The organism is Streptomyces sp. PA03-1a (assembly GCF_033792805.1).
In the GTDB taxonomy this organism is placed as follows: Bacteria; Actinomycetota; Actinomycetes; order Streptomycetales; family Streptomycetaceae; genus Actinacidiphila.
Map to the genome: position 1 here is coordinate 1 of NZ_JARAVO010000103.1, position 15,916 is coordinate 15,916.

At 72.5% G+C, this 15,916-nt stretch carries 18 protein-coding genes; 5 read left to right on the top strand and 13 right to left on the bottom strand.

The genetic code is table 11. From position 1 onward, the window contains the following. On the bottom strand, positions 1–390 hold a 390-nt coding region (locus PV341_RS23090), incomplete at its 3' end, for a hypothetical protein (RefSeq protein WP_500358891.1). Between the two features lie 72 nt (positions 391–462). After that, positions 463–1,065, bottom strand: coding sequence for a TetR/AcrR family transcriptional regulator (locus PV341_RS23095; RefSeq protein ID WP_500322073.1), 603 nt, complete (start codon positions 1,063–1,065; stop codon positions 463–465). A gap of 62 nt (positions 1,066–1,127) precedes the next feature. On the opposite strand from PV341_RS23095, the gene PV341_RS23100 reads away from it, so the two are divergent. Next, on the top strand, positions 1,128–2,084 hold the full coding sequence (locus PV341_RS23100) for a beta-ketoacyl-ACP synthase 3 (RefSeq protein WP_500322074.1): 957 nt from the start codon (positions 1,128–1,130) through the stop codon (positions 2,082–2,084). 67 nt (positions 2,085–2,151) lie between these two features. Here PV341_RS23100 and fabF read toward each other — a convergent pair whose 3' ends face one another. From fabF to PV341_RS23145, 9 genes are all read right to left on the bottom strand, one after another. Continuing rightward, positions 2,152–3,411: a beta-ketoacyl-ACP synthase II gene (fabF, locus tag PV341_RS23105; protein ID WP_499511705.1), complete on the bottom strand. Its 1,260-nt coding sequence runs from the start codon at positions 3,409–3,411 to the stop codon at positions 2,152–2,154. 64 nt (positions 3,412–3,475) lie between these two features. After that, a complete protein-coding gene (locus tag PV341_RS23110; RefSeq protein ID WP_326576364.1) occupies positions 3,476–3,721 on the bottom strand; it encodes an acyl carrier protein in 246 nt (81 codons plus the stop codon). A gap of 73 nt (positions 3,722–3,794) precedes the next feature. Next, complete coding sequence (locus tag PV341_RS23115; RefSeq protein WP_499511704.1) at positions 3,795–4,826, bottom strand: ketoacyl-ACP synthase III; 1,032 nt, start codon at positions 4,824–4,826, stop codon at positions 3,795–3,797. Between the two features lie 15 nt (positions 4,827–4,841). Then, positions 4,842–5,777 carry an ACP S-malonyltransferase gene (locus PV341_RS23120; protein WP_500322077.1) on the bottom strand — a complete coding sequence of 312 codons (936 nt, stop codon included), beginning with the start codon at positions 5,775–5,777 and terminating at the stop codon, positions 4,842–4,844. A gap of 101 nt (positions 5,778–5,878) precedes the next feature. Continuing rightward, the gene (locus PV341_RS23125) at positions 5,879–7,078 is read right to left on the bottom strand and encodes a PucR family transcriptional regulator (RefSeq protein WP_500322078.1); all 1,200 of its coding nucleotides are present in this window, start codon (positions 7,076–7,078) and stop codon (positions 5,879–5,881) included. Positions 7,079–7,143: 65 nt separating this feature from the next. Continuing rightward, complete coding sequence (locus PV341_RS23130) at positions 7,144–7,959, bottom strand: ABC transporter permease (protein ID WP_500322391.1); 816 nt, start codon at positions 7,957–7,959, stop codon at positions 7,144–7,146. Between the two features lie 10 nt (positions 7,960–7,969). Beyond that, on the bottom strand, positions 7,970–8,869 hold the full coding sequence (locus tag PV341_RS23135; RefSeq protein ID WP_500322079.1) for an ABC transporter permease: 900 nt from the start codon (positions 8,867–8,869) through the stop codon (positions 7,970–7,972). Between the two features lie 7 nt (positions 8,870–8,876). Beyond that, positions 8,877–10,076 (bottom strand): ABC transporter substrate-binding protein, encoded by a 1,200-nt coding sequence (locus tag PV341_RS23140; RefSeq protein WP_500322080.1) that lies wholly within the window; start codon positions 10,074–10,076, stop codon positions 8,877–8,879. Continuing rightward, a complete protein-coding gene (locus PV341_RS23145) occupies positions 10,067–11,155 on the bottom strand; it encodes an ABC transporter ATP-binding protein (protein ID WP_500322081.1) in 1,089 nt (362 codons plus the stop codon). The genes PV341_RS23140 and PV341_RS23145 overlap by 10 nt, the downstream gene beginning before the upstream one ends. 107 nt (positions 11,156–11,262) lie before the next feature. On the opposite strand from PV341_RS23145, the gene PV341_RS23150 reads away from it, so the two are divergent. Both PV341_RS23150 and PV341_RS23155 read left to right on the top strand, forming a co-directional pair. Next, positions 11,263–12,009, top strand: coding sequence for a FadR/GntR family transcriptional regulator (locus PV341_RS23150; RefSeq protein WP_500322083.1), 747 nt, complete (start codon positions 11,263–11,265; stop codon positions 12,007–12,009). Between the two features lie 46 nt (positions 12,010–12,055). Continuing rightward, positions 12,056–12,778, top strand: coding sequence for a cache domain-containing protein (locus tag PV341_RS23155; RefSeq protein WP_500358893.1), 723 nt, complete (start codon positions 12,056–12,058; stop codon positions 12,776–12,778). Here PV341_RS23155 and PV341_RS23160 read toward each other — a convergent pair. Beyond that, positions 12,750–13,568: a serine hydrolase domain-containing protein gene (locus tag PV341_RS23160; RefSeq protein ID WP_500322085.1), complete on the bottom strand. Its 819-nt coding sequence runs from the start codon at positions 13,566–13,568 to the stop codon at positions 12,750–12,752. The two genes, PV341_RS23155 and PV341_RS23160, sit on opposite strands and share 29 nt — an antisense overlap. A 61-nt stretch (positions 13,569–13,629) precedes the next feature. On the opposite strand from PV341_RS23160, the gene PV341_RS23165 reads away from it, so the two are divergent. Both PV341_RS23165 and PV341_RS23170 read left to right on the top strand, forming a co-directional pair. Continuing rightward, positions 13,630–14,091 carry a MerR family transcriptional regulator gene (locus tag PV341_RS23165; protein WP_500322087.1) on the top strand — a complete coding sequence of 154 codons (462 nt, stop codon included), beginning with the start codon at positions 13,630–13,632 and terminating at the stop codon, positions 14,089–14,091. A 5-nt stretch (positions 14,092–14,096) separates the two neighbouring features. After that, positions 14,097–15,116: an aldo/keto reductase gene (locus PV341_RS23170; protein WP_500358897.1), complete on the top strand. Its 1,020-nt coding sequence runs from the start codon at positions 14,097–14,099 to the stop codon at positions 15,114–15,116. Here PV341_RS23170 and PV341_RS23175 read toward each other — a convergent pair. Further along, positions 15,077–15,865 (bottom strand): DUF4429 domain-containing protein, encoded by a 789-nt coding sequence (locus tag PV341_RS23175; RefSeq protein ID WP_500322088.1) that lies wholly within the window; start codon positions 15,863–15,865, stop codon positions 15,077–15,079. The two genes, PV341_RS23170 and PV341_RS23175, sit on opposite strands and share 40 nt — an antisense overlap. Positions 15,866–15,916 lie beyond the last annotated feature (51 nt).

Below are 15,916 nucleotides of genomic sequence, written 5' to 3' on the forward strand. Positions count from 1 at the left end.
GGTGGGCCGCGGTGCCGGCCCGCAGGGGTGTCGCCAGGACACCGAGCCCCGTGAACCGCCGCTGTCCGTGCGGGCGTTCACCGTCGACTCGTACGCGGGGCAGTGCCGCCGCCGGACGGTCGCGGACGAACCGCCGCTGCCGGTGCGTGCGTCCACGGTGTCCCCGCCGTGGGTGACCCGGGCCCTCGTCTCCCCGCCGCGGGTCTCCACGCGGACGGCGCCGCCGCCGGTCTCCACCCGTACGGTGCCGTCGGGCAGGAACCGGACCACGGGCGGGCCCGGTGGCCCCGGCGGATCATGCGCGTACGCCGTCCCCCCGGCCGCCCCCGGCCCCAGCACCGCCAGTGCCGCGGCCGCCGTGAGGCCGGCCCCCCTCAGCCAGATGCTCATGGACGAGATCCTGCGCGGTGCCGCGCGGGCCCATCCGGGGGACCCGGCCAATCCCCCCGAAGGGCTGATTCGTCAGCTCAGCACGCGCCGCAGCGCACGCCGGGCGCGGTCGGGGGCGGTCCGGTCGCCGAAGAGCTGGACGGCGTGGTTGAGGGAGAAGTAGATCCCGTTCAGCTCGAAGACCAGTTGCTCGGGGTCGGTGCCGGGCGGCAGTTCGCCGAGTTCCACGGCGGCCCGGATGTCACGGGTCAGCCGGCGGCGCCAGACGGTGTAGAGCCGGGCGACCGCGTCCCGTACCGGCCCCTCGCGGCCGTCGAACTCCACGGCGGAGGCGGTGAACAGGCAGCCGCCGGGGAAGGCCTCGCGTTCGCGGTCCAGGTAGGTCACCCACGCCTCGCAGATCGCGGTCAGCCGGGCGATCCCGGGAGCGGCCCCGGCGGCGGGCACCCAGACGGCGCGGGTGAAGATCTCCGAGGCCCGCCGCAGGGCGGCGATCTGCAGGGCCTCCTTGGTACCGAAGTGCCCCAGCAGCCCGGACTTGCTGATCCCGAGGTCGGTCGCGAGCCGGCCGATCGTGAGGCCCTCCAGGCCCTCCACGGAGGCGACCGCGACGCTGCGCTCGATGATCCGCTCGCGGGTGTGGCGTGCCTCGGCGGCGGACTTGCGTGGGCTCATGGGGCCATCGTAGCCACCCCTCCCCTTTAGAGTCCGACCGGTCGGTCGCTATAGTTTCGGCCATGACTGCATCCCGCATCGCCGCCCTCGGTCACCACCAGCCGCAACGTGTCCTCACCAACGACGACTTGGCCGCCATGGTCGACACCAGTGACGCCTGGATCCGGCAGCGCACGGGCATCGCGACCCGGCACATCGCCGCCGAGGACGAGACGGTCGCCGACATGGCGAGCGCCGCGGCGGGCAAGGCGCTCGCCGCGGCGGGCCTGGACGCCGCCGACGTCGACCTGGTCGTCGTGGCCACCTCCAGCGCCGTCGACCGCTGCCCCAGCACCGCCGCCCAGGTCGCGGCCCGGCTCGGCATGACGGCTCCCGCCTCCTACGACCTCAACAACGCCTGCGCGGGCTTCACCACCGCGCTTGCCGCCGCCGACCACTCCGTGCGGGCCGGCGCCGCCCGGCACGCCCTGGTCATCGGCGCCGAGAAGATGTCCGACCTCACCGACTGGAGCGACCGCAGCACCTGCGTCCTGCTGGGCGACGGGGCGGGCGCGGCCGTCGTCAGCGCCGCCGATGCCGCTCCGGGGACGCTCCCCGGCATCGGCCCCGTCGTGTGGGGCTCGGATCCCACCCGCGCCGACGCCGTACGGCTGGCCGGCGCCTGGCAGCCCCGCTTCGCCCAGGACGGCCAGGCGGTCTTCCGCTGGGCCACCACGACCCTCGCCCCGATCGCCGAGGAGGCCTGCGCCCGCGCCGGTGTAGCCGTCGCCGACCTCGGGGGCATCGTGACGCACCAGGCCAACCTGCGGATCATCGAGGGCGTCGTACGCCAGCTGGGGGCCCCGCAGGCGGTGGTGGCCCGGGACGTCGTCGACTCCGGCAACACCTCCGCCGCCTCCGTGCCGCTCGCCTTCTCCAAGCTCGTCGAGCGCGGCGAACTCGCCCCTGGCGCGCCCGTGCTGCTGCTCGGCTTCGGCGGCGGGCTGTCCTGGGCCGGGCAGGTCGTCGGCTGCCCCTGACCCGGGGACGACCGAGGGCCGGTCGGCCGCGTGTGCGGCTGACCGGCCCTCAGGGGTGCGGTACGGCTCAGGCCTTGAGGGCCAGGACGACGTTGTGGCCGCCGAAGCCGAAGGAGTTGTTGATGGCCACGATCGGGCCGTCCGGCAGCTTCCGCGCCTCGGTGGAGACCAGACCGGGGTCGATCTCGTCGTCCAGTTCCGCGATGTTGATCGTCGGCGGGGCGATCCGGTGGTGCAGGGCGAGGACGGTGGCGACCGTCTCGATGCCGCCCGCGCCGCCCAGGAGGTGACCGGTCATCGACTTGGTGGCGGAGATGGCCACGTGGTCGAGGTGGTCGCCGAGCACCTTGCGGAGCGCCTTGACCTCGGCGACGTCACCCTGCGGGGTGGACGTCGCGTGCGCGTTGAGGTGTGCGACCTGCGCCAGGTCCAGGCCGGTCGCGGCGATCAGCTGCTCCAGCGCGGCGGCGATGCCGCGGCCGGTGGGCTCCGGCTGCGCGATGTGGTGGGCGTCGGCCGACAGGCCCTGGCCCAGCACCTCGGCGTAGACCCGGGCACCGCGCCTGGCGGCGTGCTCGGCCGACTCCAGGACGACGACCCCCGCGCCCTCGCCGAGGACGAAGCCGTCGCGGCCCTTGTCGTACGGGCGGGAGGCGCCCTGCGGGTCGTCGTTGTTCTTCGACATCGCCATCATGTTGGCGAAGGCCGCGATCGGCAGCGGGTGGATGGCCGCTTCCGTGCCGCCGGCGATGACCACGTCGGCACGGCCGGAGCGGATCATCTCGTACGCGTAGCCGACGGCCTCGGCACCGGAGGCGCAGGCGCTGACCGGGGTGTGGACACCGGCGCGGGCGTTGACCTCCAGGCCGACGTTGGCCGAGGGGCTGTTGGGCATCAGCATCGGCACGGTGTGCGGGGACACCTTGCGCGGGCCGGAGGCCTTGAGGTTGTCGTACTGGTCGAGCAGCGTGGTGACGCCGCCGATGCCGGAGGCGATGACCGCGCCGAGGCGGTCGGGGTCGACCGAGCTGTCCTCACCGGCCTTGGCGGTGAAGCCCGCGTCGGCCCACGCCTCGCGGGTGGCGATCAGCGCGAACTGCGCCGAGCGGTCCAGCTTGCGGGCGACCGGGCGGGGCAGGATCTCCAGCGGTTCCACGGCGATCTGCGCGGCGATGCGCACCGACAGCTCGGCGGCCCAGTCCTGCTTCAGGGGGGTGACGCCGGAACGTCCGGCGATCAGTCCCTCCCAGGTCGACGCGCTGTCCCCGCCCAGCGGAGTGGTTGCGCCGATACCGGTGACGACCACGGTGTGATTGGTCGGGCTCACAGGGATTGTCTCTCCACGTCTAGAAGGGCGGGCGACAGACACGTCGTCCAGGGGTGGCTCAGGCTCAGCCCTGGGCCTTGAGGATGTAGTCGACGGCGTCGCCGACGGTCTTCAGCTGCTTGACGTCGTCGTCCGGGATCTTGACCTCGAAGCGCTCCTCGGCGGCGACGACGACCTCGACCATGGACAGCGAGTCGACGTCCAGGTCGTCGGTGAAGGACTTGTCCAGCTGGACGTCCTCGGTCGGGATGCCGGCGATCTCGTTCACGATCTCCGCGAGACCCTCGACGATCTCTTCCTGGGTGGCCATGGCGGCGCTCTCCTTCTTCGTGCTGGTTACTACGGGCTGCGGCGGGCGGGAGTGCGCGCCGCGTGAGTGTTGCCTAGGGGAGGGTAACGACAGTGGCGGCGTAGACGAGCCCCGCCCCGAAACCGATGATCAGGGCCGTGTCGCCGCTCTTGGCCTGTCCGGTGGCGAGCAGGCGCTCCATCGCGAGCGGGATCGACGCGGCGGAGGTGTTGCCGGTGGTCTCGATGTCGCGGGCGACCGCGACGTGCTCCGGCAGCTTGAGCGCCTTGATCATCGAGTCGATGATGCGCATGTTGGCCTGGTGCGGGATGAAGACGTCCAGGTCGTCCGCGGTGATCCCGGCGGCGTCCAGCGCCTCCTGGGCCACCTTGGCCATCTCGAACACCGCCCAGCGGAAGACCGTCTGGCCCTCCTGGGTGATCGCGGGGAACTTCAGCTCCCCGTTCTCGTCCACCGGCAGCTGCGCGACGTCGCCCACACGGAAGCGGTCCCACGCCACGGTCTGGGTGATGGTCCCGGACTTGTCGCCCTCCGAGCCCCAGACGGTCGGGCCGATCTCCGGCTCGTCGGCCGGGCCGATGATGACCGCGCCGGCGCCGTCGCCGAAGAGGAAGGCGGTGGCGCGGTCCGTCTTGTCGGTGAGGTCGCTCAGCCGCTCGACGCCGATCACCAGGACGTGCTTGGCGCTGCCCTCGGTGACCATGCCCTTGGCGAGGGTCACGGCGTACGTGAAGCCCGCGCAGCCCGCCGAGATGTCGAAGGCGGCCGGCTTGCCGGCGCCGATGCGGTGCGCGATCTCGGTCGCGACGGCCGGGGTCTGCTTGAAGTGGGAGACGGTGGCGACGATGACGCCCCCGATGTCCTCGGCCGAGATCCCCGCGTCGGCGATGGCCTTGCCCGCCGCGATGACCGACATCTCGGCGACCGTCTCGTCCGGGCCGGCCCAGTGCCGGGAGGCGATGCCGGAGCGCGAGCGGATCCACTCGTCGCTGGAGTCGATGGTCTCCAGGATCACCTCGTTGGGCACCACCCGGGTCGGCCGGTAGCCGCCGACGCCCATGATGCGCGCGTACGGGGAGCCCTTGCTGGGCCTGATCTTCGCCATGTCTGCGGGGACTCCTTATTCCTGGGGGCCGTGCTCGGCCACGATCGCGCGGGCGGCGTCGAGGTCGTCCGGGGTCTTCAGGGCCAGGGTCGCGACGCCGGGCAGCGCGCGCTTGGCCAGGCCCACCAGGGTGCCACCCGGAACCAGCTCGATGATCGCGGTGACGCCCATGTCCTTGAAGGTCTCCATGCACAGGTCCCAGCGCACCGGGTTGGACACCTGCGTCACCAGGCGGGAGACGATCTCGGCGCCGGAGGCGACGACCGCGCCGTCGGTGTTCGACACGTACGGCAGCGCGGGGTCGCAGACCTGCAGCGTCTGTGCCAGCTCCTCCAGCACGGCCACGGCCGGGGCCATGTGGTGGGTGTGGAACGCGCCCGCCACCTTCAGCGGGATGACCCGCGCCTTCTCCGGCTTGTCCGCGGTCAGCTCCGCGAGCTGCTTCGCCGTGCCGGCCGCCACGATCTGACCGGCGCCGTTGATGTTCGCCGGGGTGAGGCCGAGGTTCTCCAGGTGGGCGACGACCAGGTCCGGGTCGCCGCCGAGCACGGCCGACATGCCGGTCTCGGTGATGGCCGCGGCCTGGGCCATGGCGGTGCTGCGGGTGCGGACGAAGGTCATCGCCGCTTCCGCGCCCAGCACGCCGCCGACGGCCGCCGCCGTGATCTCTCCGACGCTGTGACCGGCCACGGCGCCGAGCGCGGAACGCGCGGCGGCCGGGTCGCCGAACAACTGCTCCGCCGCGACCAGGCCGGCCGCGACCAGCAGGGGCTGGGCGACGGCGGTGTCACGGATCTCCTCGGCCTCGGCCTTGGTGCCGTAGTGGGCGAGGTCGAGTCCGGCGGTCGAGGACAGACCGGCGAGACGGTCGGCGACACCGGGGAGTTCGAGCCAGGGGTTCAGGAAGCCGGGAGCCTGGGCACCCTGGCCGGGAGCGACGAGTACGAGCACGCTTTCAACTCTCTCTTGAGCGAGGTGATCCCCGCCCGTGGGGACAGGGACCAAGAACCGACGGGCGATTTGTTGGTGTCCCACAAAGGCCCTGATCGCATCTACGGTGTCTGCCCCGAGTCGGAGAGCCGGCCCAGGATGAGCGCGATACGTAGGGTGAATGCGGAGCGCACGTCCGACGGCGACCAGCCGGTGACGTCCGTCACACGTCGAAGCCGGTAGCGAACGGTGTTGGGGTGAACGAACAACATCCGGGCGGCCCCTTCCAGCGACGAGGCCTGTTCGAGGTAGACGGACAGAGTCTCAAGCAGTGCCGAACCAGCTTCCTCCAACGGCCTGTAGATCTCCTCCACCAACTGATCGCGGGCGTGTCGGTCGCCCGCCATCGCCCGCTCCGGGAGCAGGTCGTCGGAGAGCACCGGACGCGGCGCGTCGGGCCAGGCCGCACACGCCCGCAGGCCTGCCGCCGCGGCCTGCGCGGACTTCGACGCCGCCAGCAGGTCGCCCACCACGGGCCCGGCCACGACCGGCCCCGCGGCGAACGGCCCGATCAGCGCCCTGGCCACCCGCAGCGGATCCCCGTCGCCGCCCGCGACCACGATCAGCCGGTCGCCGAGCACTCCGGTGAGCACCTGCAGCTTGGCGTGCCGCGCCGCCCGCCGGATCGCCTCGACGGTGAGTTCGCTGTCGCCGTTGGGTGCCGTGCCCAGCACCACCGCGATCTTGTCGGGGGAGCTCCAGCCGAGCGCCGCCGCCCGCGACAGCACGCCCTCGTCCGCCTCGCCGGACAGCACCGCGTTGACCACCAGGGACTCCAGCCGCGCGTCCCAGGCGCCGCGCGCCTCGGCGGCCTGGGCGTAGACCTGGGCCGTCGCGAAGGCGATCTCCCGTGCGTACACCAGCAGCGCCTCGCGCAGCACCGACTCGTCGCCGGGGGCGGCGACCTCGTCGATCGCCGCCTCCATGACCTCGATGGTGGTGCGCACCATCTCGACCGTCTGGCGCAGCGAGATCGCCCGGGTCAGCTCCCGCGGGGCGGTGCCGAAGACGTCGGTGCTGATCGCCTGCGGGGTCTCCGGGTGGCGGAACCACTCCGTGAAGGCCGCGATGCCCGCCTGCGCCACCAGCCCGATCCACGAGCGGTTCTCCGGGGGCATGGCCCGGTACCAGGGCAGCTGCCCGTCCATCCGCGCGATCGCGGCCGCCGCCAGGCGCCCCGAGGACTTCTCCAGCCTCCTCAGCGTGGCGGAGTGGGGGTGGTCACGGGCGGGGTCGAATGCGTTCAGCGCGGGTTCTGGCACGGTACAAGCCTGCCTTATCCGGGCGGATGCATGGCACGGACCCCTCGGCTCCGTGCACCCGTGGCTCAGATACGGCCTCCCGCGGCGGAGTCCGCGGACAGCCGCTGGGCGAGGTAGACCGGGATCACCGACGCGGCGACCAGGACGGCGGCCACCACGTTGACGACGGGTGCCTGCTGCGGCCTGGCCATGTTGCCGAAGATCCACACGGGGAGGGTCTGGACGCCGGGGCCCGCGGTGAAGGTGGTGACGACGATCTCGTCGAAGGAGAGGGCGAAGGCGAGCAGCCCGCCCGCCAGCAGCGCCGTGCGCACCAGCGGGAAGGTGATGTCGCGGAAGACCTGGAAGCCGTCGGCCCCCAGGTCCATCGCCGCCTCCTCGTACGAGCCGGAGGTGCGCCGCAGCCGGGCCACGACGTTGTTGAAGACCACCACGACGCAGAAGGTGGCGTGGCCGACGACGACCGTGAACAGGCCCAGCCCGACGCCGAGTGGCTCCAGCACCGTGCGGAACGCGGTGTTCAGGGCGATGCCCGTGACGATGCCGGGCAGCGCGATCGGCAGCACGACGACGAAGGAGAGCGCCTCCCGCCCGAAGAAGCGGTACCGGGAGACCGCGAAGGCGAGCAGGGTGCCCAGCAGCAGGGAGACCGCCGTCGCGCCCAGGCCCGCCTTCACCGAGGTCCACAGCGCGGAGCGGGCGCCGGAGCTGTGCCACGCGTCGGCCCACCAGTGCAGGGTCAGGCCCGAGGGGGGCCAGCCGAAGCCGCGGGCGGCGTTGAAGGAGTTGAGCAGGACGAGCAGCAGCGGCACGTAGATGACGGCGAAGCCCAGCACGGCCGCGACGCGCAGGACGATGCGGGCGGGACGGGAGAGGTGCATGGTCACGGCCTCACAGACTCTGGAGCGCGCCGGTGCGCCGCATGGCCAGCAGGTAGACGACGATGACCGCGACCGGCACGGTGCCCAGTGCGGCGGCGAGCGGCAGGTCGAGGGTGATGTTGGAGTAGACGACGTTGCCGATCAGCTGGGTCTTGCCGCCGACGATCTGCACGGCGATGTAGTCGCCGAGGCTGAGCGAGAAGGTGAAGACCGAGCCGGCCGCGACCGACGGCAGCACCATCGGCAGCACCACGGACCGGAAGGTGCGCCAGGTGCGGGCCCCGAGGTCGGCGGAGGCGTCCAGCAGGCTGGCCGGCAGCTGCTCCAGCCCGGCGTGGACCGGCAGGATCATGTACGGCAGCCACAGGTAGGCCAGCACCATGATCGTCGCGGGCAGGCCGTAGCCGGGCCCGTCCAGGCCGAGCGGCCTCAGCGCCCAGTCCAGCGGCCCGTTCTCGGAGAGCATGATCCGCCAGGCGTACGCCTTGACCAGGTAGCTGGCCCACAGCGGGGTGAGCACGGCGACGACCAGCAGGTGCCGGTACCGCGGGGCGGCGACCCTGGCGGTGTAGAAGGCGATCGGGAAGGCGATGACGATGTCGATGACCGTCACCGCGACGGCGACGCCGAGGCTGCGCAGGGCGACGTCCCGGTAGACGCCCGTGGTGAGGACGGTGCGGAAGTTGTCCGTGTTCCAGACCTTGACCACGTCGGAGGTGAAGGCGTCGGTCGTCCAGAATGCGGAGAGGAACAGCGCGGCCAGCGAGCCCAGGTAGGCGAGGACCAGCCACAGCAGAGGGGCGGACAGCAGCAGCGACAGCCGCAGCCGCGGGCGGCGGTGCAGGGAACCTGCCAGCCGCCGCCCGAGGGAGCCGCTCGTCGTGGTGGACGGGGTGGACGGGGTCGTCACGGGTGGCTCAGCCCTTGATCTCGGTCCAGGCCTGGACCCACTTGGCGTAGGGCACGCAACGGACGTCGGTGCGGCCGTCCAGGCACTGCGGGATGGGCGTGTTCCAGAAGTGGACCTGCTTCCAGTACGGCTCGTCGGCCGCGTGGAAGACCGTGCAGTGGTTCTTGTCCGTGGTCAGGGCGCAGGACTTCTCGTTCGCCGGGGCCTCGCCGAACCACTCGGCGACCTGGGCGTTCACCTTCGGCGAGACGATCCAGTCCAGCCACTTGTAGGCGCAGTTGGGGTGCTGGGCCTTGGCCGAGACCATCCAGGTGTCGGACCAGCCGGTGGCGCCCTCGCTCGGCAGGACCGCCTCGACCGGCGCCTTCTCGGCCTTGGCGAGGTTGGCGATGACCTGCCAGCTGGTGCCGATGACGGAGTCGCCGCTCTTGAAGGCGGAGATCTCCTTCAGGTAGTCGCTCCAGTACTCGCCGACGTCCGCGTTCTGCTCCTTCAGCAGGGTGACGGAGGCGTCGAACTGCTTCTGGTCCAGCGCGTACGGGTCCTTGATGCCCAGCTCCGGCTTGGTCTTCATCAGGTAGAGCGCGGCGTCCGCGATGTAGATGGCGGAGTCGTACGCGGTGACGTGGCCCTTGTAGGGGGAGGCCTCGTCGAAGACCGCCGACCAGGAGGTGGGGGCCGGGGAGACCTTGTCGGTGCGGTACATCAGCAGGTTGGCGCCGCGGCCGTGCGGGATGCCGTAGGCGACCTCGTCCACCGAGTTCCACTTCTGCATCTTCAGGCTGGCGAAGACGTCCTTGTAGTTGGGGACCAGGTCGGTGTTGACCGGCGCCGCGTCGCCCGAGGCGATGAGGCGCAGCGAGGCGTCGCCGGAGGCCGAGACCGCGTCGTACTGGCCGGTCTTCATCAGGCTGACCATCTCGTCGGAGGTGCCCGCCACCTTGGTGTTGACCTGGCAGCCGGTCTCCTTCTCGAACGGGGTGACCCAGTCGACGGACTTGTCGTTGGAGCCGTCCTCGGCGTAGCCGGCCCAGGCGATCAGGTTGACCGCGCCCTCGGTCTTGCCCAGGGCCTTGGGCGCGCTGAGCTTGGGCGGGGTGAAGGCGCCGCCGGAGGCGCCGGCGCCCTTGCCGGGGGAGGACGACCCGCCGCAGGCGGTGGCCAGGGCCAGGACGGTACAGGCTGCGAGGGCACGGGTCAGACGCACGTGGACTCCGTTTCCGGGTGGGGGGACTGGACGGTGACGTTGTGTCGGCGGTGCCACTGGAGGCGGACACGGGTTCCCCGGTAGGCGGCGACGTCGGCCGAGGAGGTCTCCTGGTTCTGCTGCAGGGCGGTCAGCCGGCCGCCCTCGTCGAGGTCGACCAGGAAGCGCGTGGTGTCGCCGAGGTAGATGACCTCGGCGACGGTGCCGGAGACGGTGCGCAGCCCGTCGTCCGGGGCGTCCGGGGCGTCCGAGGGGCCGGCGGGAGCGCCGGGGCCCAGCAGGCGGATCTTCTCCGGGCGGACGCTGTAGGTCCCGGTGTCGTCGGTCAGCAGGTTGGAGGTGCCGACGAAGCCGGCGACGAAGGGCGTGGCCGGTCGCTCGTACACCTCGGCGGGGGTGCCGACCTGCTCGATCCGGCCCCCGTTGAAGACCGCGATCCGGTCGCTGAGGGTCAGCGCCTCCTCCTGGTCGTGGGTGACGAAGACGAAGGTGATGCCCACCTCGCGCTGGATCGCCTTCAGTTCGACCTGCATCTGTTCGCGCAGCTTGAGGTCGAGCGCCCCCAGCGGCTCGTCGAGCAGCAGCACCCGGGGACGCCCCACCAGGGCGCGGGCCAGTGCGACCCGCTGCCGCTGGCCGCCGGACAGCTGTGCCGGACGGCGCCCGCCGAACCCCTCCAGCCGGACCGAGGCGAGCGCCGCGCGGGCGCGCTCGGTCCGTTCCGCCTTGGGCACCTTGCGCACCTTCAGGCCGTAGCCGACGTTCTGCTCCACCGTCATGTGCGGGAAGAGCGCGTAGTCCTGGAAGACGGTGTTGACGTCCCGCTCGAAGGGGGCGAGCCGGGTGACGTCCCGGCCGGCCAGCTCCACGGTGCCGGCGGTGGGGGCCTCGAAACCCGCGACCATCCGCAGCACGGTGGTCTTGCCGGAGCCGGAGGGGCCCAGCATCGAGAAGAACTCGCCGTCGGCGATCTCCAGGTCCACCCCGGCGACCGCGTGCACCTGGCCGAAGGACTTGCGCAGGTCCCGCAGGCGTATCGCGGGCGTCCCGGTGCCCGTTTCCTTGGCCGTTCCCTCCATCGGCGGGGAACCTTTCTCTTCGGCTGGAGCATTGACCGGAAACCTATGAAGTTATATTTCAGAGGACAAGGCCTGGCCGGGGTAAAACTTTCCCCAAGTGAGAAGGTGTGCGGGTGAGCAAACTTTCGAATGGCGCACTGCACGCCGTCTTCGCGCCGGTCGGCAACCTCGCCCGGGTCGACGCGGTCGTACGGCGCCTCGCGGACGCCATCGAACTGGGCCTGCTCGCCGACGGCGAGCAGCTCCCCGGTGAGAGCGAGCTCGCCACCCGCCTCGGTGTCTCCACCGTGACCTTGCGCGAGGCCCTCATGGCCCTGCGCCAGCAGGGACTGGTCACCACCCGCCGCGGCCGCGGCGGCGGCAGCTTCGTCACCGCCCCCGACCAGCCGCGCACCGCCCGGCTCGGCCACCGGCTGGCCGACTGGAGCACCGAGGAACTGCGCGACCTCGCCGACCACTGGGCCGCCGTCGCCGGCACCGCCGCCCGGCTGGCCGCCCGGCGCACCGAGCCCGCGGACCTCGCCCCGCTGGAACGCTCCCTGGAGGAGTTCGAGGCCGCCGACGACCTCGCCGCCCGCGGCCGCGTCTACGGCAGGCTCCACGTGGAGCTCGCCGCGGCCGCCCAGTCGGCCCGTCTCACCAAGGAGGAGATCCGTATCCAGGCGGAGATCGGAGCGCTAATCTGTCTCGCACTCGGGGAGGACGACGCCCGCGCGGCGGTCGTCGAGCTGCACCGCGCGCTGCTCCGCGCCGTGCGCGACGGCGACGCGGAGCTGGCCCGGTCCCTGGCCGAACGGCGGGTGCAGGACGCGATGGGGCGTCTGATCGGACTGCGTCTGACCGTCACCGGCTGACCCGGGCGTCCGCACCACCCGTCCTCCCGCACCGGAGGCAGCCGCCGTGGCCGTCAGCTCAACCGCCTTGGTCGACAGCGTCGTCGCCGACGTCGTGGACCGGGTCCGCGGCACCCTGGAGGACGTCTTCGCCGCCGTCGCCCAGGTCGCCGAGCGCACCACCGCCATCGCCGCGGTCCGTGCCGCCGGCCGGGCCCCGACCACCGCCGACCTCGCAGCCCTGCGCCCGCTGCTGCACGAGCGGCTGCGGCGCCGGCACGACCTGATCTCCGGCATCGGCTTCATCGCGGAACCCGGGCTGCTCGGCGACGTACCGGCCTGGCTGGAGTGGTGGCAGAACCACGGGGAGGACGGGCTGCGGCCGCTCCTGCCCGACCTCGACCCGGGCACCTCGGCCTACTCCGACTACACCCACTGGGACTGGTTCGCCCTGCCCCGCGCCACCGGCGAACGCGCCGTGGCCGGACCGTACGTGGACTACCTGTGCTCCGACGAGTACAGCCTCACCCTGTCGGTGCCGGTCCAGCACGGCGGCCGCTTCCTCGGCGTCGCCGCCGCGGACGTCTACCTGCGCCACTTCGAGGCCGCCGTGCTGCCCCTGCTGCGCCGCCTGTCCGCCCCGGCCGCCCTGGTCAACGCCCGCGGCCGGGTCGCCGCCTCCACCGACCCCCGGCACCTGGCCGGCTCGCTCCTGCGCAGCGTCAGCGGACGGTCCTGCGGACCGATCCCGCTGACGCTGGTCACAGCTCTGCCAGCACCGCCTCCGTGAGCGCCGGCCACAACGGCAGGGCCCACTCGCCGAAGTCACGGTCCGTCAGGACCACGCAGGCGGCGCCGGCGTCGGGGTCGACCCACAGGAAGGTGCCGGACTGGCCGAAGTGGCCGAAGGTGCGCGGGGAGGACGAGGCGCCCGTCCAGTGCGGGGACTTGTGGTCCCGGATCTCGAAGCCCAGGCCCCAGTCGTTGGGGTTCTGGCCGCCGTAGCCGGGCAGCACGCCCTTGAGGCCGGGGAAGGCGACGGAGGTCGCCGCGGCGACGGTCCCCGGGGCCAGCAGCCGCGGTGCCTGCAGCTCGGCGGCGAAGCGGACCAGGTCGTCGACGGTGGAGACGGCGCCCGCGCCGGCCGAGCCCGGGCAGTCGGTGGCGTGCATGCCGAGCGGCTCCAGCACCGCCTGCCGCAGGTACTCGGCGAAGGGGATCTCGGTGGCCTTGGCGATGTGGTCCGCCAGCGCGTCGAAGCCCGCGTTGGAGTAGATCCGCCGCGTGCCGGGGGCCGCCATCACCCGGTGCTCGTCGAAGGCGAGGCCGGAGGTGTGGGCGAGCAGGTGCCGTACGGTCGAGCCCTCGGGGCCGGCCGGTTCGTCCAGCTCGACCGCGCCCTCCTCGACCGCGACCAGCGCCGCGTAGGCCGACAGCGGCTTGGTCACCGAGGCCAGCCGGAAGCGCCGCCCGGTCTCGCCGTACGCTCCCAGGACCGTGCCGTCGCGGCGGACGACCGCCGCCGCGGCCGTCGGGACAGGCCAGTTCTCGATCGCGCTCAGGCTGTTCAGGCTCCGCATGGGCGTGAGCCTAACGAATGGCCTTGCCTGGAGTGCACTCCAGGGTTTTAGCGTGGAGCCCATGACCGTGACGCAGGTGGCCAAGAGCAAGCCCGGCAGCGTACGCAGCTGCGCCGACGAGGCGCGGCACCCCCTCCCGGACGGCCGGGACCGCTACACGATCAGCGAGGTGGCGGCCTTCACCGGGCTGAGCGCGCACACCCTGCGCTGGTACGAGCGGATCGGGCTGATGCCGCACGTCGACCGCTCCCACACCGGGCAGCGCCGCTTCACCAACCGCGACCTCGACTGGCTGGGCTTCGTCGGCAAGCTGCGGCTGACCGGGATGCCGGTCGCGGACATGGTCCGCTACGCCGAGCTGGTGCGGCTGGGGGAGCACACCTTCCCCCAGCGCCAGGAGCTGCTGGAGTCGACCCGGCGCGACGTGCTGCGGCGGATCGCCGAGCTGCAGGACACCCTCGCGGTCCTCGACCACAAGATCGACACCTACGCTGACGCCCGCCGGGCGTCGGAGAGGGCATGAACGGCATGAGCGACAACAACGAACCGATCGCCAAGGTCACGCTTGGCACCGACGGCCCCCTGGTCGGCGTGCAGGGCCTGGGCTGCATGGGCATGAGCGAGTTCTACGGCCCCACCGACGAGGCCGCCGCCCGTGCCACCCTCGACGCGGCGCTGGACCTCGGGGTCACGCTCTTCGACACCGCCGACGTGTACGGCCTGGGCGCCAACGAGGAGTACCTCGCCCCCTTCGTCCGCGCGCACCGGGACGAGATCACCCTCGCCACCAAGTTCGGCATAGCGCGGAAGGCCGACGACCTGCGGTTCCGCGGGGTGCGCAACGACCCCGACTACATCCGGGAGGCCGTCGACGGCAGCCTGCGCCGCCTCGGCGTGGACGTCATCGACCTGTACTACATGCACCGCCGCGACCCCGCCGTGCCGCTCGCCGAGTCCGTCGGGGCGATGGCCGAGCTGGTGCGGGCGGGCAAGGTCAGGCACCTGGGCCTGTCCGAGGTGACCGGGGCCGAGCTGCGCGAGGCGCACGCCGTGCACCCGATCACGGCCGTGCAGTCGGAGTGGTCGCTGTTCAGCCGGGACGTGGAGGTCTCGCTGACCGGTGCCGCCGCCGAGCTGGGGGTGGCGCTCGTGCCGTACTCCCCGCTGGGCCGGGGCTTCCTGACCGGATCCTTCCAGGACGCCTCCGAACTGTCGGCGGACGACTTCCGCCGGCACCAGCCCCGCTTCAGCGGGGAGAACGCCAAGCGCAACCTCGACCTGATGGAGCCGCTCCGCAAGGTCGCGAGGGCGCACGGCGCCACGCCCGCCCAGATCGCCCTCGCGTGGGTGCAGCAGCGGGCGCAGGTCCACGGGCTGACCGTGGTGCCGATCCCGGGCACCCGCAAGGCCGAGCGCCTGCGGGAGAACACCGCCGCCACCCGGATCGTGCTGGACGGGACCGAGCTGGGATGGCTGGAACCGATCGCCGGGCAGGTCGCGGGGGACCGCTACCCGGACATGTCGTCCACGTCGGCGGCGCGCGAGTAGCCGTCCCGGTCCAGGGCGGGTCGCGTCCGCGCGGCCCGCTGGACCGCCGCGAGGACCGCCGCCGCCAGCGGCAGCGACTCGTGGACGAGGCCGTACCCGAGGCCGAACACGACGGTCGCGGGGTCGTCGTCGGGGTTGCCGGAGCGGTGGCCGTCGGCGTCGCGCGGCAGCAGCCGCAGGTGGCCGCCGAGCATCTCGGGGGAGCGCCAGTCGACCCCGGACAGCCCGTCGACCGGGAAGTGCTGGTCGCCGGCCTTCCACTTGGCCGTCGAGGCGCCCGTCCAGAACCAGCGGAAGGACACCGTCCCGCCGTCGAAGGAGGCCTTGCCGTCATACGCCTTGAAGGACAGGGGCGCGGACGGCACGTCCACCAGGTGGCGCGGGGCCGGTTCCGCGTCCGCGCCGCCGCCGGCCGTCGCGATCGCGGACAGCAGTTCTCCGGCGTAGTACTCGGCGAGCAGTTCCCGCTCGGCGGGCAGCACCAGGCGGTAGGGGTCGGCGGTCTCCTTGAGCTGGCCCTTCGCGGCCTCCATCAGCGGATCGGCGCCCCGCCGCGGGAGCATGCGCAGCGCGATGGCACCGCGCCGCCCCGGGACCAGTTCGACGCCCGCGAGGGCCTCGTAGGGGACACGCCGCCGCCCCAGGGTCTGCAGCAGCTTCGAGTTGCGCATCCCCCGCTCGTAACGGATGAGCACCGCATCGGCATCGAACTCCCATACGGCGTTGGATCCGGCCAATACGTCACCCATACGGGTCATCGTAGGCCGCGTCGCCGTTTCGGGAACCGGCCGGGCGCGGCC